At 57.2% G+C, this 16,393-nt stretch carries 11 protein-coding genes; 7 read left to right on the top strand and 4 right to left on the bottom strand.

Annotated elements, in window-relative coordinates; genetic code table 11:
- Positions 1–21 precede the first annotated feature (21 nt).
- The 4 genes from FAES_RS26525 to FAES_RS26510 all read left to right on the top strand — a co-directional run bounded on the left by FAES_RS26525 (position 22) and on the right by FAES_RS26510 (position 4,927).
- Entirely contained in the window at positions 22–624 is a 603-nt protein-coding gene (locus FAES_RS26525; protein ID WP_015334287.1) for a NifU family protein, read from the top strand.
- A gap of 193 nt (positions 625–817) precedes the next feature.
- Positions 818–2,254: a DUF5723 family protein gene (locus FAES_RS26520; RefSeq protein ID WP_041258428.1), complete on the top strand. Its 1,437-nt coding sequence runs from the start codon at positions 818–820 to the stop codon at positions 2,252–2,254.
- 287 nt (positions 2,255–2,541) lie between these two features.
- On the top strand, positions 2,542–4,290 hold the full coding sequence (gene aspS / locus FAES_RS26515) for an aspartate--tRNA ligase (protein WP_015334285.1): 1,749 nt from the start codon (positions 2,542–2,544) through the stop codon (positions 4,288–4,290).
- A 91-nt stretch (positions 4,291–4,381) separates the two neighbouring features.
- Positions 4,382–4,927: a DUF2911 domain-containing protein gene (locus FAES_RS26510; RefSeq protein WP_015334284.1), complete on the top strand. Its 546-nt coding sequence runs from the start codon at positions 4,382–4,384 to the stop codon at positions 4,925–4,927.
- 119 nt (positions 4,928–5,046) lie between these two features.
- Here the strand turns inward: FAES_RS26510 and FAES_RS26505 are convergent, their stop codons facing one another.
- Complete coding sequence (locus FAES_RS26505) at positions 5,047–7,893, bottom strand: M16 family metallopeptidase (protein WP_015334283.1); 2,847 nt, start codon at positions 7,891–7,893, stop codon at positions 5,047–5,049.
- Between the two features lie 280 nt (positions 7,894–8,173).
- Here FAES_RS26505 and FAES_RS26500 point away from each other — a divergent pair, with 280 nt between their 5' ends.
- Together FAES_RS26500 and FAES_RS26495 are read left to right on the top strand one after the other, a co-directional pair.
- Entirely contained in the window at positions 8,174–8,773 is a 600-nt protein-coding gene (locus FAES_RS26500) for a hypothetical protein (RefSeq protein WP_015334281.1), read from the top strand.
- Positions 8,774–8,842: 69 nt separating this feature from the next.
- Positions 8,843–9,910 (top strand): Gfo/Idh/MocA family protein, encoded by a 1,068-nt coding sequence (locus tag FAES_RS26495; protein WP_015334280.1) that lies wholly within the window; start codon positions 8,843–8,845, stop codon positions 9,908–9,910.
- Between the two features lie 104 nt (positions 9,911–10,014).
- Here FAES_RS26495 and FAES_RS26490 read toward each other — a convergent pair whose 3' ends face one another.
- From FAES_RS26490 to FAES_RS26480, 3 genes are all read right to left on the bottom strand, one after another.
- Positions 10,015–11,547 (bottom strand): SusD/RagB family nutrient-binding outer membrane lipoprotein, encoded by a 1,533-nt coding sequence (locus tag FAES_RS26490; protein ID WP_041259531.1) that lies wholly within the window; start codon positions 11,545–11,547, stop codon positions 10,015–10,017.
- Positions 11,548–11,560: 13 nt separating this feature from the next.
- The gene (locus FAES_RS26485) at positions 11,561–14,734 is read right to left on the bottom strand and encodes a SusC/RagA family TonB-linked outer membrane protein (RefSeq protein ID WP_229364541.1); all 3,174 of its coding nucleotides are present in this window, start codon (positions 14,732–14,734) and stop codon (positions 11,561–11,563) included.
- A gap of 397 nt (positions 14,735–15,131) precedes the next feature.
- Positions 15,132–15,389 carry a DUF6582 domain-containing protein gene (locus FAES_RS26480; RefSeq protein WP_015334277.1) on the bottom strand — a complete coding sequence of 86 codons (258 nt, stop codon included), beginning with the start codon at positions 15,387–15,389 and terminating at the stop codon, positions 15,132–15,134.
- Positions 15,390–15,550: 161 nt separating this feature from the next.
- Between FAES_RS26480 and FAES_RS26475 the strand changes: the two genes are divergently transcribed.
- Positions 15,551–16,393, top strand: coding sequence for a maleylpyruvate isomerase N-terminal domain-containing protein (locus tag FAES_RS26475; RefSeq protein ID WP_015334276.1), 843 nt, complete (start codon positions 15,551–15,553; stop codon positions 16,391–16,393).

Here is a 16,393-nt window from a genome sequence, read left to right as displayed (position 1 = left end):
TCAAACGTTAACCTCATTACCATGCACGCAGCGTTGCGCCCGCCCGTTTCGATTTATACGGAACAAAGCCCGAACCCCAACTCGATGAAGTTCGTGCTGAACCGAGAATTGGTTCCAGATGGTCTTTCGTTCGACTATGCCGAGCCGTCGGAAGCGCTGAAAGAAGGCAAAAATTCACCCCTCGCCGTGGCGCTTTTTGGCGTCGATGGTGTCCGTCGGGTGTTTATTGCCGGTAATTTCATCACCCTGACCAAAGACGAAGACGTCGACTGGGGTGAGATTCTATTTGAAGTAAAGGTCTTCCTGAAAGACTATTTTGAGGCCGACAAGCCCGTGTTTGTGCAGCGCACCATGGAGCTGAACTCGACCCGCCTCGAAGCCGACAGCGAAACCGTACAGCAGATCAAAGCCGCGCTCGACCAGTACGTCCGGCCGGCGGTTGAGTCAGACGGGGGCGCCATTAATTTTCACGCCTTCGACGAAGCAACCGGCACGGTGAAAGTGCTGTTGCAGGGCTCATGCAGTGGTTGTCCCTCGTCAACGCTCACGTTGAAAGCTGGTATCGAAAACTTGCTGACGCGCCTGGTGCCTGCCGTGAAAACGGTTGAAGCTGAGGGCGTTTAAGCCGCCGGGTTGCCTAACGGCCATCGGTGCGGGTAATTCCAGAAAACGTCGGGCTGTCAGGCGGTCTTTCGTCCGTTTCATCAGAAAAACAAAGAAAACGCACGCTTTAGCCGCGTTGCGTTTTCTTTGCGGCGTATAGCTACCTATAGACAACCTGTAGTGTAGCCTGCGCATGAATACAACCAACTCATCTTTGCGTACGCGATCCTACCTCCGTCGGCTCTTTCTTCTTGGTGCCGGTCTTGCCCCATTCGTCGCATCCGCGCAGAACCTGCTGGGGTTAACGACTAGTCCAGAAGGGGGAATTCACCGTGCCTACCAAAATCCGGCGTGGCTGGCCGATTCACCCCACCGGTTTTACTTCAGCCTTGGGGCAGTGGGCCTCAACGTCAACAACAATTACGTACGGTATCAGGCACCGTACTCGCTGTTGCGCCTGGTGACCGGCAACGTACCTGGGCAGTATCGGCAGGCCAACGGCGCGCTCCGCTTCGAAACCGATTACACGCAGGAAATACTGGATGGTAAACCCAAAAACGGCACGCTTTGGGCCGAATTCCGGGGGCCAGCGGCGCAGTTGAGCCTCGGACCACGCACCGTTATCGGGCTGTCGACGCGCCTACGGGCATCGGGCCAGATTTGGGGGGCGTCGGAGCAACTGCTGGCGGCGATTCGGGCCAGCCTGGCCAGTTCGGCTTATTACAGCATTCCCAGCCGCAACAATGCGTTCAGCGTAAACACAAACGTATATGGCGAACTGGCCGCGAGCATCGGGCATACACTGCTCGAATCGGAGACCGACAAACTGATGGCGGGTATTACCTTAAAATACCTGGTGGGCTTTACCTCGGGTTATTTCGTGAACCGGGGCCTCGACTACACCGTCTTACCCGACCCGAACGTACCTGACGGGGGCTACCTCGACATCAGCCGCATCAACGCCGACTTTGGCTTTACGTCCTTCCTGAATAACCAAAACCTGACGCTCAGTTCGCTGGTCAGCGGCAATGCGCCGGGCCGCGGCGTGGGTGTCGACGTTGGGCTTGCCTATGTACGTCAGCTTGATTCGGAAAGTCCCACCATGCGCCTGGGGCTGGCCCTGACCGATCTGGGCGCCGTGACGTACTCGGGCGAGTCGTATGATATCACGCAGCAGAAAACGAGATTCCTGCCCAGCGATTTCGACGATGTGCGCAATACCGAGCAGGCCGTGAACATTATCCGCGAAAAGCTGGGCGTGACCGAAGCGCAGAACCGGGGTAAGTTTACGAGCGGGCTCCCGACGTCGCTCAACCTCTCGGCCGACTACGCACTGCCTACGGGCCTGGGGTTGCAGGTCGCTTTGTGGCAGGATCTGCGCAGCAACTCGGCCATTGCGGCTCACCAGCCTACCGTGCTGGCCATCGTGCCCCGCTACGATGTAAAATGGGGCGGCGTATCGGTGCCGCTTTCGGTGGTCAACGGGGGCGCGCAGGTAGGGCTGTCGCTACGGGCCGGGCCAGTCTGGGCCGGGTCTGATAACCTGCTGGGGCTAATTGGTACGAGCAACAACGGCATCCGCCCGCGTGGCGTCGATGTGTACCTGGGGCTGGCGATGGGCTTCGGCTCCCGCAACACCGACAACGACTAGCATACAGATTGAATGCAGAGGACGCGGATTGGGCAGATAAGTACGGATTGTGTAAGGATAATCGCTTACTTGTTGGTCGGCGCTAGTCACGAATCCGCGACCATCCCCTCAATCTGCGTCATCGGCGTTGCCATCGCCACCTTTATCGTTGCGAAACCCTGCTAAGCTGGCTATTTTTGCGGCCACTTTTTACGTTCAACGTTGGCCGGTCAACGCAGTCGATGGGACAATACCCGCGGTGCTACTCTTGATTGTTGGTCGCCACCGTTGGCCCTTGAGACCTTATCATGCTTCGAACTCATACCTGCGGCGAACTGCGTTTGTCGGATAGTGAAAAAACGGTTAGCCTAAGTGGCTGGGTACAAACCATTCGCGATAAAGGAGGGGTACTCTGGATCGACTTGCGCGACCGCTACGGCATCACCCAGCTTATTCTTGAAGAAGGCGTGTCGGCGGCTCCACTTTTTGCCACGGCCCGCACGCTGGGCCGCGAATTTGTGATTCAGGCGAAAGGCAAAGTGACCGAACGGCAGGCGAAAAACCCGAACCTGCCCACCGGCGATATCGAGGTGCGCCCGACCGAACTGACCGTTCTAAACCCCGCCAAGCTGCCGCCCTTCCTGATCGACGATGAAACCGACGGTGGTGATGACCTGCGGATGCGCTATCGCTACCTCGACCTGCGCCGGAACCCGGTTCGCCGCAACCTCGAACTGCGCCATCAGGTCGCCCGCCGCACCCGCGAGTACATGGACGGCCAGGAGTTTATCGAAGTTGAAACGCCGGTGCTGATCAAATCGACGCCCGAGGGTGCTCGTGACTTTGTGGTGCCCAGCCGCATGAACCCCGGTGAATTTTACGCCTTGCCCCAATCGCCGCAGACGTTTAAGCAACTACTGATGGTGTCGGGGTTCGATCGGTACTACCAGATTGTCAAGTGCTTCCGTGACGAAGACCTGCGCGCCGACCGGCAACCCGAGTTCACGCAAATCGACTGCGAGATGTCGTTTGTGGAGCAGGAAGACATTCTCAACATGTTTGAGGGACTGGTGCGCCACCTGTTCAAATCGGTGAAAAGCATCGACCTGCCCGAAGTGCCCCGCATGACCTATGCCGATGCGATGCGGCTCTACGGCTCCGATAAGCCCGACATCCGGTTCGGTATGCCGTTCGTTGAGTTGACCGAGCAGGTGCAGGGCAAAGGCTTCAGCGTATTCGACAGTGCTGAACTGGTGGTGGGTATCTGCGCAACGGGCGCGGCCTCGTATACCCGCAAGCAGATTGATGAACTGACCGACTGGGTGAAACGCCCGCAGATTGGTGCCAAAGGCCTGATCTACGCCCGTGTCAATGACGACGGCAGCGTCAAATCGTCGGTCGATAAATTCTATTCACCCGACGAACTCGCGGGCTGGGCAACGGCCATGAACGCACAGCCCGGCGATCTGCTGCTGCTGCTGGCGGGCGAGGCCAACAAAACCCGCAAACAACTGAACGAGCTTCGCCTCGAAATGGGCACGCGCCTCGGTCTGCGCAACCCCGACGACTATAAGGTGCTGTGGGTGCTCGACTTCCCGCTGCTCGAATACGGCGAGGAGGAAGGGCGCTGGTTTGCCATGCACCACCCGTTTACGTCGCCCAAGCCCGAAGACATTCCGCTGCTCGACACCGACCCCGGCGCCGTGCGGGCCAATGCCTATGACCTGGTGATTAATGGTACCGAAGTGGGTGGCGGCTCGATCCGGATCTTCAACCGCGACTTGCAGGCCCGCATGTTCAGCCTGCTGGGCTTCAGCGACGATGAGGCCAAGGCGCAGTTTGGCTTTTTGATGGACGCGTTTGAATTTGGCGCGCCGCCGCACGGTGGTATCGCCTTCGGATTCGACCGGCTTTGCTCGCTCTTCGGTGGGGCCGACAGCATTCGTGATTTCATCGCTTTCCCCAAAAACAACGCTGGTCGCGACGTCATGATCGACTCGCCCTCGACCATTGCCAACAAGCAACTGGACGAACTAAAGATCAAAACGACCGTTTAAGGAGAAACCTGTTTGATTGTATACTGCTAGAAAGGTCCGCTAAAACGGGCCTTTTTACTTACTCTTGCGCCACAATCTGTTTTCATTGCTCATGGACTTAACCGCATTCGACACAACCACCTGGCTCATAATTGGTGGGGTTGTGCTCCTCCTGATTCTGATCGCGCTGTACCTTCGCTGGTCGGGCAGCCGCAGCCCCAAAGCCGTCGCCCAGGTCACGCAAAATGGCATTTCTGTAAAGGTGACCTACAGCCAGCCCAGCAAACGGGGCCGCACGGTCTTCGGGGGCGTGGTGAAGTACGATACCGTCTGGCGCACAGGCGCCAATGCCGCTACGCTCATCGAACTGGCGCAGGATGTACGTCTGGGGGGTAACCGGCTCACCAAAGGTCGTTACTCGCTGTACACCATCCCGACGCTCACCGACTGGACGGTCATCATCAACCGCCGCACGGGGCAGTGGGGCGTGAGCTACAAAGAAGACGCCGACGTCATGCGCCTGACCGTGCCGACACGTACCTACACGCCCGCCGCCGAGCAATTCTTCATCAGCTTTGAGCCGCAACCCGGCGGCGTGAATATGCTCTTGACCTGGGACGAAACGCAGGCGGTCGTCCCGATTCAGAAAGCCGCCTAGGTACGTTTCCACTGGCAGACATTGAGTGAATTATTGATGATTTATTCGAATGACATATATCATCCTAAACGCAAAAAGCCGCTTCCTAGGAAGCGGCTTTTTGCGTTTGGGGGTAGCTACTATTGCCCCGTTGGCAGGAGTACGAACTTGATCAGGTTATTGCCCAGGTACGTGTTGGCGGCGGCTTTGGTGCTCTCGACAGTCACGGTTTTGAGCAGTTCGGGTTGGCGCAGGACTTCCTGTGGGTCGTCGCCATTGTAATACTGGTTGGCGAGATAACTAAGCCAGAAGTTGTTGTCGCGTAGTTGCACTTCCTGCTCGCGCTGGGTTTCGGCTTTGAACTTGGCGATATCTTTCGCGTCGGCACCCGTCGCTTTTAGCTTGGCCACTTCCCGGTTGACGCTGGCGACGAGCTTCTCGACGTTTTCGGGCGCACAGCCAAAGTTGATGCGGAAGGTGTAGCGCGGCACCGGATAGCGTCCATAAACCCCGCTGGCACTGACGCCATACACGCCGCTTTCTTCTTCCCGCAACTTCTCGATCAGCTTGATCTCCAGCACTTCGGCCAGCGCGTCGACCTGCACGGCGTTTTCGGGCGTCCAGTCAAAGTTGCCCGTGTAGACCAGTTGGACGCTCGCTTTGGGGTCGACGCCCCGCCGCACGGTCTTGCTCAGTTGCCCCTCCGGCGCTCGGATGCCCAGATCGCGGAACGTCTCATTCGACTGGGTGCTGGGCAGGCCACCCAGGTACGTTTCGAGCAACGGCCGGACCTTGATCGGATCAAAATTGCCGACAAACGTGAACGTGAAATTGCTGGCGTCGGCAAAGCGGTCGTTGTAGATCTGAAGCGCCCGGTCGAGGCTGATGCGGTCGAGGTCGGCGGGGGTGAGGGGCTGGCGGCGCGGGTTGTTGTTGCCCAGCGTCACGCTCACCGTATCCTGAAAGACCTTCTGGGGCGTGGGCGTCGCCAGTTGGTTGGCCAGCGCACTCTTCTGATTCGACAGGAATCCGGCCACCACATCGGCGTCTTTGCGCGGCTGAGTAAAGTAACTGTAAAGCAGTTGCAGCGCCGTTTCCAGATCTTTGGGGGCCGTACCGCCGCTGACGCCCTCGTTCAACTCGCCTATGTACGGACTCACGTTCAAGGCCTTACCGGCCAGGAATTTGCCCAGCTGTACCTGACTGTACTCACCCGTGCCGCCCAGCGATACCAGCGTCGAGGCGAAGCGGGCACTCTGAAAATCAGCCAGTTCGTAGCGCGAGGTGCCGCCGAGGCTATTGCCCGAAAACAGAATCTGGTCGTTTTTGAAATTGGTCGGTTTCAACACCACCCGAACGCCGTTGCTCAGGCGCAATTCAGTAACCCCAATCTTGTCGAGCTTCTGCTCGCTGATGATCTTGCCGGGAACCGGGGCCTTCGCCAGCAGCGGCTTGTCGAGTACGTTGTCGTTGTAGGCCGTCAGGCCTTGTCCGGCAGCATCAACGTACCCAATCACCTGCTCCACGCTGGGCAGCTTGGCTTTGTCTTTTTCGGGAGCCATCAGCACCACCGCCCGGTTTTCGTTCCGAATAAACTGATCGACCAGCCCGTTCACTTCCGTGAGCTTAATGCCGTCGAGGTGCTGTTTCACAAAATCGAAGTAGTAGCCAATATTAACTACCGGCTCCTGATCGGTGAAATTGCCGACGTACTCGCCGACATAATTGGCCGAGCGGGTTTTATCGCGTTCGAGGTAGGCCTGCTCGATGCCGCGCAGCAGATCGGTTTTGGCACGGGCCAGTTCGGTAGGAGTAAAGCCAAACTGCTTCACCCGCGCGTTTTCGTCGAGCAGCGCCCGGATGGCCCGCTCGATATTGCCTTCCTTGGCGACGGCAAAAGCCGTGAACGCGTCGAGGTTGCCCAGAAAACTGCCGTAGTTGCTGTAGCCATACAAAAACGGCGGGTCGGCCTGCTGCGTCAGTTCCTGAATGCGGTTGCCCAGCATCCCGTTGAACAGGTCGCGGACAATGTCGGACCGGAGGTCACCCAGTGTTTTTTCTTTTAATTGCGGCCGTTTGTAGATGATCTGAACAATGGTGTTCGGCTGCTCATTGTCGGTCACGATCACCACCTTCGTGTCTTTGTGCGGCGGAATCGTAAACGTCGGGCGGGGTAGGGGCGTGGTGGCCTTCGGAATCCGCCCGAACTTCTGCCGGATCATCGCTTCCACCTGGTTCACGTCGAAATCGCCCACAGCTACCACCGCCATCAGGTCGGGCCGGTACCAGGTTTTGTAGAAATCGCGCAGCACGGCGGGTTTGAAGTTGCGGATGATGCTGTCTTTGCCGATGGGCAGGCGGTTGGCGTAGCGCGAGTTGTTCAGGATGAACGGAAAGTACTTGTCGCGCATCCGCTGTTGGGCACCCCGGCCTAGCCGCCACTCTTCGAGCACCACGCCACGTTCTTTTTCGACCTCGGCCGGGTCGAGCGTTACGTTGTGTGCCCAGTCTTCCAGAATCTGCATCGACTGCTCAAACACGTTCGCCGAATCGGTGGGTACGGGCAATTCATACACGGTTTCGTCGAAGCTGGTGTAGGCGTTGAGGTCGGCCCCAAACCGGATACCCGACGATTGCAGGAAATTGACCAACTCGTTCTTCGGGAAGTTTTTGGTCCCGTTGAACGCCATGTGCTCCATGAAGTGGGCAAGCCCCTGTTGGGCATCGTTTTCCAGCACCGATCCCGCCCTGACGACGAGGCGAAGCTCGGCGCGGTTGGCCGGTTCGGCATTCTTGCGGATGTAATAGGTGAGGCCGTTCGGCAGTTTACCCACCTTCACGTCGCGGTCAAACGGGATGGGGGCCGTCAGGGGTTGCCTGGGTTGGGGGGCGGCTTTGCGAGCCGTTTGGGCCAGCGCGGTGGTGACCGTGCCAGGTACGTTCAAGGCCGCTACGAAAAGCAGCGACTTAAGCAGGGTTGAATGCATGCAGAAACGAGTTGATTCAGGGTGTACGGGGCATCGGGCCTACCGAATATGCCCGCTTTTCAGGCTATTCAGCTGGTGCTACGTACTTACGTTGGGTATAACGATTTACGAAAAAGAACAGTTGCCATGCAGGCTAAGCATAATTAATCAGGAGATAGTCTGTTTCGGCTGATTATCAGGGCGTTGTTGAGCTGAATACAAAATAAGTGATAACAGAACGTTTCATATCGGGCAAACGGATATACTTTCGCCGCCGATAAACCATTTACAAAACCAACCGATGAAGTATTTTCTTTCTCTCAGCGTGGCCCTGTTGCTGGCCGTGTCAGCACAGGCGCAGGAATTCAAACCGTTCAAAGTGAACGTGTCATTGGGCGCGGCCATTCCTAGTGGTGGCGGTGGCGTCCTGTTTGCCGTTGAGCCAAAATATGGCGTCAGTGATCGGATCGACGTAGGTCTTCGGCTTGAAGTAGCCGCAATGGCCCGGTCGGTCGTATACAACGGCAACGAAACATCGGGTAACGCCACTGGCGCGGCCTCGTACCTGCTGACGGGCAACTACCTGCTGTCTGACGCCAATTTCCGGCCGTTCGTAGGGGCTGGCGTTGGTCTGTTCGGTATTGCCGGTACGTCGTTCGTAACCAACGGCAATCAGGGCACGAACGGTGAAATCCAGGCAGGTAACGTGTTCGGTGGTATGGTGCGGGCTGGCTTCAAAACGGGCCACTTCGTACTGGCTGCTGAATACAACATTGTTCCCAACACCAACTCAGTGGTGTATGACAGCAATGGTAACGTACAGGTTGGCACGAGCGTACAGAGCAAAAACTCGTACGTGGGCGTGAAACTCGGCTTCGACATCGGCGGTGGCCGTCGGTAGACAGTCGCGCTTTCCCGAAATCAAACGGCCTTCACAGTAAGTGAGGGCCGTTTTTTTGCTTTTTAGCCCATGAGAATAGCCCTGATTGGACCCGGCAAAGTAGCCCATCTGCACGCACAGGCGGTGCAGCAAACCCCCGATGTTACGCTGGCAGCCGTGTGCGGCCGGAACGAACAAAAAACCGCCGACTTTGCGCGTCAGTACGGCATTGCGCCCTACACCAGTGTGGCGGACATGGTGAGCCGGGAAGGTATCGACGTGTGCGTGGTGCTGACGCCGCACCCCAATCACCGCGAGCCCACGATTGCCGCGCTGGAAGCCGGGGCGCACGTGCTGGTGGAAAAACCGCTGGCGGCGTCACTGGCCGACTGTGATGCCATGATCGCGACCGCCGAACGTACCCAGCGGGTGCTGAGCGTGGTGAGTCAGCGGCGGTTCTATGCGCCGTCGCAACGGATTCGGGCGGCGATTGATGCGGGCAAGATCGGTACGCCCGCGCTGGGCATGGTGCAGATGCTCGGCTGGCGCGACGAGGCCTACTACGGGTCGGACCCCTGGCGGGGTTCGTGGCAGCACGAAGGCGGTGGGGTGCTAGTGAATCAGGCGCCGCACCAGTTGGATTTGCTCCTGTGGTACATGGGTGAGCCGACGATGGTCTACGGGCAGTGGCGCAACGTAAACCACCCTTACATCGAGGTAGAGGATACGGCTGTAGCCATCGTGCAGTTCAAAAACGGGGGGGTGGGTAACATTGTCGCCAGCAACAGCCAGAAGCCGGGGCTCTATGGCAAAGTGCACCTACACGGTAGCAGCGGGGCGTCGGTGGGGGTACAGACCGATGGCGGCAGCATGTTTATTGCCGGCCGGTCGGGTATTCAGGAGCCACCCGTCAACGACCTCTGGACGGTGCCCGGCGAAGAACACCTGCTGGCGGAGTGGAAGGAGGAAGACACCACCCTGTTTGGGGAAATCAACGCACTGACGCACTATTTCGCACTTCAACTCGCCGATTTCTGCACAGCTATTCGCGAGCAACGTACCCCGGCCATCACGGCGCAGGACGGTCGCCGCGTGGTCCAACTCTTCGAAGCTATTTACGAATCGCAACGTACCGGACAAGCGATCAGAATTAGTTAAAAAAAGTCCTCCGTCTACAGGCCTCCGTTACGCTGCTAACTCACGTAGTGTGGAAAACGCAGCGCAACGGAGGCCTGTAGACGGAGGACTTTTCGAATTAACGTTTACTGCTTATCCCACCAAACACGGGTGTCGAGGTTGTCGGGGCCTTGCCGGGTGATGGCTTCCTGGACTTTCGCCGAGTTTACCGAAATTTCGGAATCCGGGTAGGAGAGGCGGTTGATGAAACTGCCTTTAATCTCCTTGCCCGGATAGGGGTTGGGCGTCAGCTTAGGGAAACCGCTGCGGCGGAAGTTGGCAAATACCTCGGGCCCATTCAGGAACGAAGCGATCCAGTATTGGGTATTGATCTGCTCCAGTCCTTTGGCCGCCGTGTAGGGATTGGCCGTCAGGTACGTAGCAATGTTAGCGTCTGATACCAGCGAAGTGGCATCATAATCGCCCAACTGCTGCATATGTGCTCTTACACCCGCATTGTAGTAGTCGGCCGCGTTGCCGGTAGTCCAGTTGCGCACGACGGCTTCGGCCAGCAGCAATTGAGTTTGGGCATAGGTGACAAAATACGTTGGGGCGGCTAGTTTGCCCATGCGCGTACGGTCGAGCTGCGAGTAGTCGTAGAAGCTGGCCAGCCCGTCGGCGGTGGCGCGGGCGCCGATCGTCCCGTTGTCGAAGCCCAGCGGCATGCCTTTTTGCACAGCCGGGTCGCGGTTAGCGCGGGCGGCTGTTTGCTCAGGGCCGCTTTTTGCCCCCACATACCGAACAGCAATCGAGGCCAGCCGCGGATCGGCGGTCGATTTCAGGTAATCGACAAAATAGCCCGTCATGTAGTAGTTGGCCGCTTCGGTCGAGTTGAGCGTAACACCGACCTGATTCTGGTAGTTGGCGTCGTTGCGCAGGACCGCATTGTCGGCGTTTGACTGAAACACACCCCCGGCTACCGCCTTCTGCACCGTCGCCTGAGCCAGCGTCGGATTCACTTTTGACAGCCGCATCCCCGCCCGGAGCATCACCGAATAACCGAATCGTTTCCAGCGGGCGATGTTACCGCCATAGACCACTTCACCCGCTTCGGTGGGCTTGGCCGCATCCAGCGCCGCCGAGGCCTCGGTCAGCTCTTTGATGATGTCGTTATAGATGCTTTCCTGCGTGTCGTATTTGGGTACAACGTTGCTACCGATATAGCCCAAACCAGCTTCCGTGTAGGGGATGTCGCCATACGTATCGGTGAGGACCATAAACGAATAGGCTTTCCAGAGCCGGGCCATATTGTACAGGTTCGACCGGTTAGCATCGGACTTGGTCTGATTGATCACCTCAACCAGATACCGGATATTATCGCGGTAGTACCGTTGCCAGAGCGCGGCGTTGGCGCCGGTGGGCCCCCGGTTGTCGATGTTGAAATTACCGCCCGCTACGATACCTGAGTTGGGCGTAAACAACTGCTGCACGATCGGGTGCTCGAAGATCAGCGTGGAGCCTGGGTACGTGCTGTTGATCAACGCATTATTAAACAAAAAGGCCGGGTTAAGCGAAGTCGCTGCCGTTGGGTTTACGTTCAGCGTATCGAACCCTTTGTCGCAACTGCTGACGCCCAGTACGAGGGCCATCAGGGGCGCAAGGAATTGTATTTTTTTCATAATGGGGTTCAGCTTATAGTCGAACATTCAGATTGAAGCCAATGCTGCGGGTGATGGGCAGACCCGTCGATTCCAGACCGATGAGGTTGTCGGAGCTGAAGCCAAACTGCTCAGGGTCGATGTTGGGCACCCATTTTTTCAGTACCAGCACGTTATTGGCCACTGCATTCAGACGAAGCCCTTTGATAAACAGGTTTTTCGGGAGCAACGACGTGAAATCGTAGCCCACCGTGATCTGGCGGAGCTTCCAGAAACCGGCGTTGTAAATCACCTGCTCGCCCAGGCTCTTCGAGCGGCCAACCGAGTAGTAATCCTGCACAAACGCCCGAACCGTATTGGGTTCGCCTTTTTCGTTCACACCAGCACCCACCATTTTGTTGTCGGCATCGCCCCGACCCACCAGCGTTTCTTTCTGCAAGCCGTGCCGGAAGAGGTTCAGGTTGGTGCCCGACATCATGTTGTTGCCCAGCTTGAAGTCGATCAGGAATGAGAGCGTGACGCCTTTGTAATTAAATGAGTTGGTGATACCACCCACGTATTTAGGCAGCGCCGACCCAAAGGAGATGGGCGTGTTGGTCCGAAGGGGCAGTCCATCGGTCCCGTGAATGATTTGCCCCGTTGCGTTGCGCTGGTAGCCGTAGGTGTAAAGCTGACCGAGTGGCAGGCCCACTACCTGCCGCAGATCGCCCACAAACACGCCCGTACCGACCACGATCTGCTCGGGCAGTTTGTCTTTGTTGTAATCGCGCTCGGGCGAACCGTCGTCGTCGGTGATCAGGCTCAGCAGCTTCGTCTCGTTATACGAGCCATTGAACGTGACATCCCACGAGAAAGCCGGGGTACGAACAGGAGCCAGATTCAGCAACAGTTCGACGCCCCGGTTACGGCTAACCCCGCTGTTGATGAGCGTGTTGGTGTAGCCCGACGCATCCGACGACTGCACCGATACGATCTGATCCCGCGTGACTTTGTTGTAATACGTCAGGTCGATACCGATCCGGCTGTTGAACAACTTCAGTTCGAGCCCCACTTCCGACTCGGCCGTGCGGCTTGGTTTCAGCGACGCGCTTGGCACCGTGTTGGAGGTAATGAACCCGACCGGCTGTCCGGCTCCCGCTGGATTGGGGAATAAGTTGGCCGCTACACCGTAGAACAGGTTGTTGGAGTAAGGCGCTACGTCGCCGTCGCTGCCCACTTCGGCATAGGCGGCCCGCAGTTTCCCGAAATTAAGCCAGTTAGGTACGTTCTTCAGCGCCTGCGAGAACACAAAACTACCCGTCACCGAGGGGTACAGGATGCTCCGGGCGGCCGGAGCCAGCGTCGAGAACCAGTCGTTCCGGGCGGTGGCGTTGATGTACAGGAAATCGTTGTACGACACCTCGAGCGCACCATACAGCGAGTTCACCCGGCGTTCAGTAAGGCCGTAGGTTGGGTCTTTCACGCGGCCGTTTTGTGGTACATACAGGCCCCGAACGATGAAGTCGGTAGCCAGTACCGAATTCACATCGCTGCGCCGGTAGAGCTGGTTGCCACCCGCCGTGAGGTTCAGCCCGATTTTGCCAAACTTACGGTCAGCCCCAATCAGGAAATCGCTGTTGAGTTCGCGGAAACGGCGGGCTTCCTGCACGTAGGCACCGTTTACAAAACCGGCGGGTGCTGCCGCCAGTGAGGCCTGCCCCGTGGGGAAGTTGTAGTCCTGATCGCGCGCCCAGAAGTCCTGCCCGATCCGACCCTGCAAATACAGCCAGTCGGTGAAGTTGTAGCGGGCCGTGATGTTGCCAAACAGGCGGTCGCGCCGAATGTTCTCAAACTTGTTGTTGAGGACGAAATACGGGTTAGTACGGTTCATAAACCGCGAATACACAAACTCGTTGCCCGTGGCGGGGTTGATCTGGTTGGCTTCCAGCACGTCGAACGGCATCGAGTTGGCCAGCGTGTAGATCACCGTTGGGGTGCTGTTGTCCTGCTGCGCAATCTGCGGCGGGTTTTTGTTCAACTCGCTCGAGTAGTTGAGGGTGCCCGTTATGTTCAGTTTGGGCGACAGGTTGTAGCTGAAACCCAGGTTGATCGTTTGCCGCGTAAACGTGTTGTTTGGCGTGATGCCCTTGTTGTCGAGGTTGGCGAGCGAGAGGTTAAAGCCCCCCTTTTCGTTGCCCGACGAGATGGCTACGGAGTTGGTCCAGGTGCTGCCAGTGCGGTAGAAGGTGTTGATGCGGTTGCGCACGGGCTGGTAAGGCACGGTAATACCGCCAAACAGCACCTGCGTCTTGCCCGGCTCAAACTTCTCGCCAAAGCTCCAGACACCCGAGGTTGGGTTGGCGGCCGTGGGCCGTACACCGTATTCGCCCTGCCCATATTCATATTGGAAATCGGTCATGTCGAGGGGCTGATCGGTCGTGAAGTTGGAGTTGTACACCACACCGATACCGCCCGTCGTTCCCTTCGTTTTGGTGGTGATCAGAATGGCACCGTCCTTCGCCCGCGAGCCATAGAGCGCTGCTGCCGTACCGCCTTTCAAGACGGTCATGCCCTCGATGTCGTCGGGGTTGATACTCGACAGGCCATCACCGCCGTCGGAGTAGTTGCGGTCGCGGTTGCCGATGGAGTTATCGCCGCCCACGTTCCCGTTGTTCTGCCCGAAGTTGGTGTTGTCGACGGGTACGCCATTGATGACGATCAGCGGGTTGTTCTGCCCCGAAAAGGACGATTGCCCCCGAATCCGGATCTTCGATGTACCGGCAGCTCCTGTGCCGAGCGACGAGATGTTGACACCCGCAATCTTGCCCTGTAACGCGTTGATGAAGTTGACGGTCCGGTTGGTGGTCATCTGCGCCGGATCGACCGTAGCGGTGGCATAGCCGAGGGTCTTCGACTCCTTCTTAATACCAAGCGCCGTAACGACGATTTCCCCCAGGTTCTGCTCGGCTTCCTGAAGCGTCACCGTCAACTGAGTTTGATTGCCAACCTCAACCGTGGTGCCCGTGAAACCGATTGCACTAAAAACCAGTGTTGCGCTGGGCGAAACGTTGAGTACGAACCCACCGTTGGCGTCGGTGGTGGTGCCAACCTGGGAGCCTCTCACCAAGATGGTGACGCCCGGTAGTCCCTGCTGATCTTTGCTGGAAACGACTTTCCCGGTTACACGTCGATCCTGCGCGTGAACGGCGCCTGACCAACACAGAAGCATACTTAGCAGAAGCCAGGTGGCTAACAGGCCCGGTCTGCTCAATAGGTATTTATTCGTCATGTCGTAAAGGATATTAGGTTTACGACAGAAATATAACAAAACTAAATCGCCAAAAAGTACTATTATCTATTGCGGTGTTTATTTTTAACCAGTAAAAGTTAATATGCAATCAGTTGCAGGAAATCGTGTACACAGAATCAGGGAATTTGCATGGCATTTATGCGTTAAACTGATTAGCTAATTTTCTAAATGAATAGATTATCAATTGATTAGCTGTATGGAGATGACCATTTTATTTAAGTAAATACTGACAGTATGTGTGCTAGCAAGAGCCCGGTCGCCAGCTAGCCAGGGAAAGCAGCAACTACTGGCAACCGGGCTTAAGCTATGGTATCAGTTAATCAGTCTGAATATCAACGCCGTGCTTTTTAGCCGCCCGCTGAATACGCTCTTTGATCAGCCGTACTTCATCGGCCTCGTACTTGGCTGCGTTGTCTTTATGATTGATGTAGCTCCAGGCAGCGCGTACATGCTCAGGTGTATCGATTGGGTATTTTTTGTTGGTTGGGTCGGCAAAATCAACATCGCCGTATTTGTGCTCGCCTTCCGCCGGGCGCACGTCGTCGCGCCGGTCAATGTTCGGGTCCGTTTTCATCGTTGTCTATGGTTTTGTTAGCCTATTAGTTTTGTAGGATAACAAATGGTGGGTCATCTGGTTTTCGGTTTCCTCAGTAATTAAATGCCACGGCTCATCGGCACTCAGGTACGTTGGTAGAGTGGGTCATTATCTATATTCGCCCAATCAAGACAACGTTTATGAAACCGATCGGTCCCGTCGAAACCGCCCCGTTATTTCCCATTCTCCACGAAAAACTCGTTGAGCTGCTGCGCAGCCTGTCGCCCGACGATTGGCACCGCGATACGATTTGTGCAGGCTGGACGGTGAAAGACGTGGCGTCGCACCTGCTCGATACGGCGCTACGCACCATCACTTTGTATCGGGACGGCTATTCGTCACCCGAACCGGTGGCCATTCACTCCTACCGCGACTTGGTCGATTACCTCAACCGGCTCAACAACGACTGGGTACGTGCCACCCGCCGACTAAGCCCCGCATTACTCACCGACTGGCTGGACGAGGCTGGCCGCACCGCCGACGCGCTGGTGATGGCGCTGCCTCCCGATGAACCGGCTGTTTACTCCGTAGCGTGGGCCGGGCAGGCCGAATCGCCCAATTGGTTTCATGTGGCGCGCGAATACACCGAGCGCTGGCATCATCAGCAGCAGATTCGGCTGGCTGTTGGGCAGCAGGAAACCTTGCTGACCGATGCCCTATACCACCCCCTGCTCGATACGTTTATGCGGGCCCTGCCACACGCCTACCGCGAGCAGGTAGCGCCCACAGGTACGTTGCTGCACATCGCCATACCGGCGTTGAAGGGAGGCGACTGGTGGCTACACCGATTGGCCGATCAATGGGCGCTGGTCGTGAATGAAACAAAGGCTCAGCCCGATGTGACCGTGCGGATCGAGCGGGATTTTGCCTGGCAACTCGTTACCCGACACCTGCCAGCTCAGCAAGCCGCCGCCTTCATCGAGATTGAAGGCAACGAGGCGCTGGGCCGACAGGTGTTGCGTATGCGGTCGGTCATGATGTAG

It is taken from the genome of Fibrella aestuarina BUZ 2, from assembly GCF_000331105.1.
Taxonomy (GTDB): domain Bacteria; phylum Bacteroidota; class Bacteroidia; order Cytophagales; family Spirosomataceae; genus Fibrella; species Fibrella aestuarina.
The sequence above is the reverse complement of the archived record's forward strand: the minus strand, read 5'-3'. Positions and strand labels throughout refer to the sequence as shown.

What these genes read in the sequence shown, in the direction of transcription:
- FAES_RS26525 (WP_015334287.1), top strand. Translation starts at nt 22, where the DNA reads ATGCACGCAGCGTTGCGCCCGCCCGTTTCGATTTATACGGAACAAAGC.
- aspS (WP_015334285.1), top strand. Translation starts at nt 2,542, where the DNA reads ATGCTTCGAACTCATACCTGCGGCGAACTGCGTTTGTCGGATAGTGAA.
- FAES_RS26510 (WP_015334284.1), top strand. Translation starts at nt 4,382, where the DNA reads ATGGACTTAACCGCATTCGACACAACCACCTGGCTCATAATTGGTGGG.
- FAES_RS26505 (WP_015334283.1), bottom strand. Translation starts at nt 7,893, where the DNA reads ATGCATTCAACCCTGCTTAAGTCGCTGCTTTTCGTAGCGGCCTTGAAC.
- FAES_RS26500 (WP_015334281.1), top strand. Translation starts at nt 8,174, where the DNA reads ATGAAGTATTTTCTTTCTCTCAGCGTGGCCCTGTTGCTGGCCGTGTCA.
- FAES_RS26495 (WP_015334280.1), top strand. Translation starts at nt 8,843, where the DNA reads ATGAGAATAGCCCTGATTGGACCCGGCAAAGTAGCCCATCTGCACGCA.
- FAES_RS26490 (WP_041259531.1), bottom strand. Translation starts at nt 11,547, where the DNA reads ATGAAAAAAATACAATTCCTTGCGCCCCTGATGGCCCTCGTACTGGGC.
- FAES_RS26485 (WP_229364541.1), bottom strand. Translation starts at nt 14,734, where the DNA reads ATGCTTCTGTGTTGGTCAGGCGCCGTTCACGCGCAGGATCGACGTGTA.
- FAES_RS26480 (WP_015334277.1), bottom strand. Translation starts at nt 15,389, where the DNA reads ATGAAAACGGACCCGAACATTGACCGGCGCGACGACGTGCGCCCGGCG.
- FAES_RS26475 (WP_015334276.1), top strand. Translation starts at nt 15,551, where the DNA reads ATGAAACCGATCGGTCCCGTCGAAACCGCCCCGTTATTTCCCATTCTC.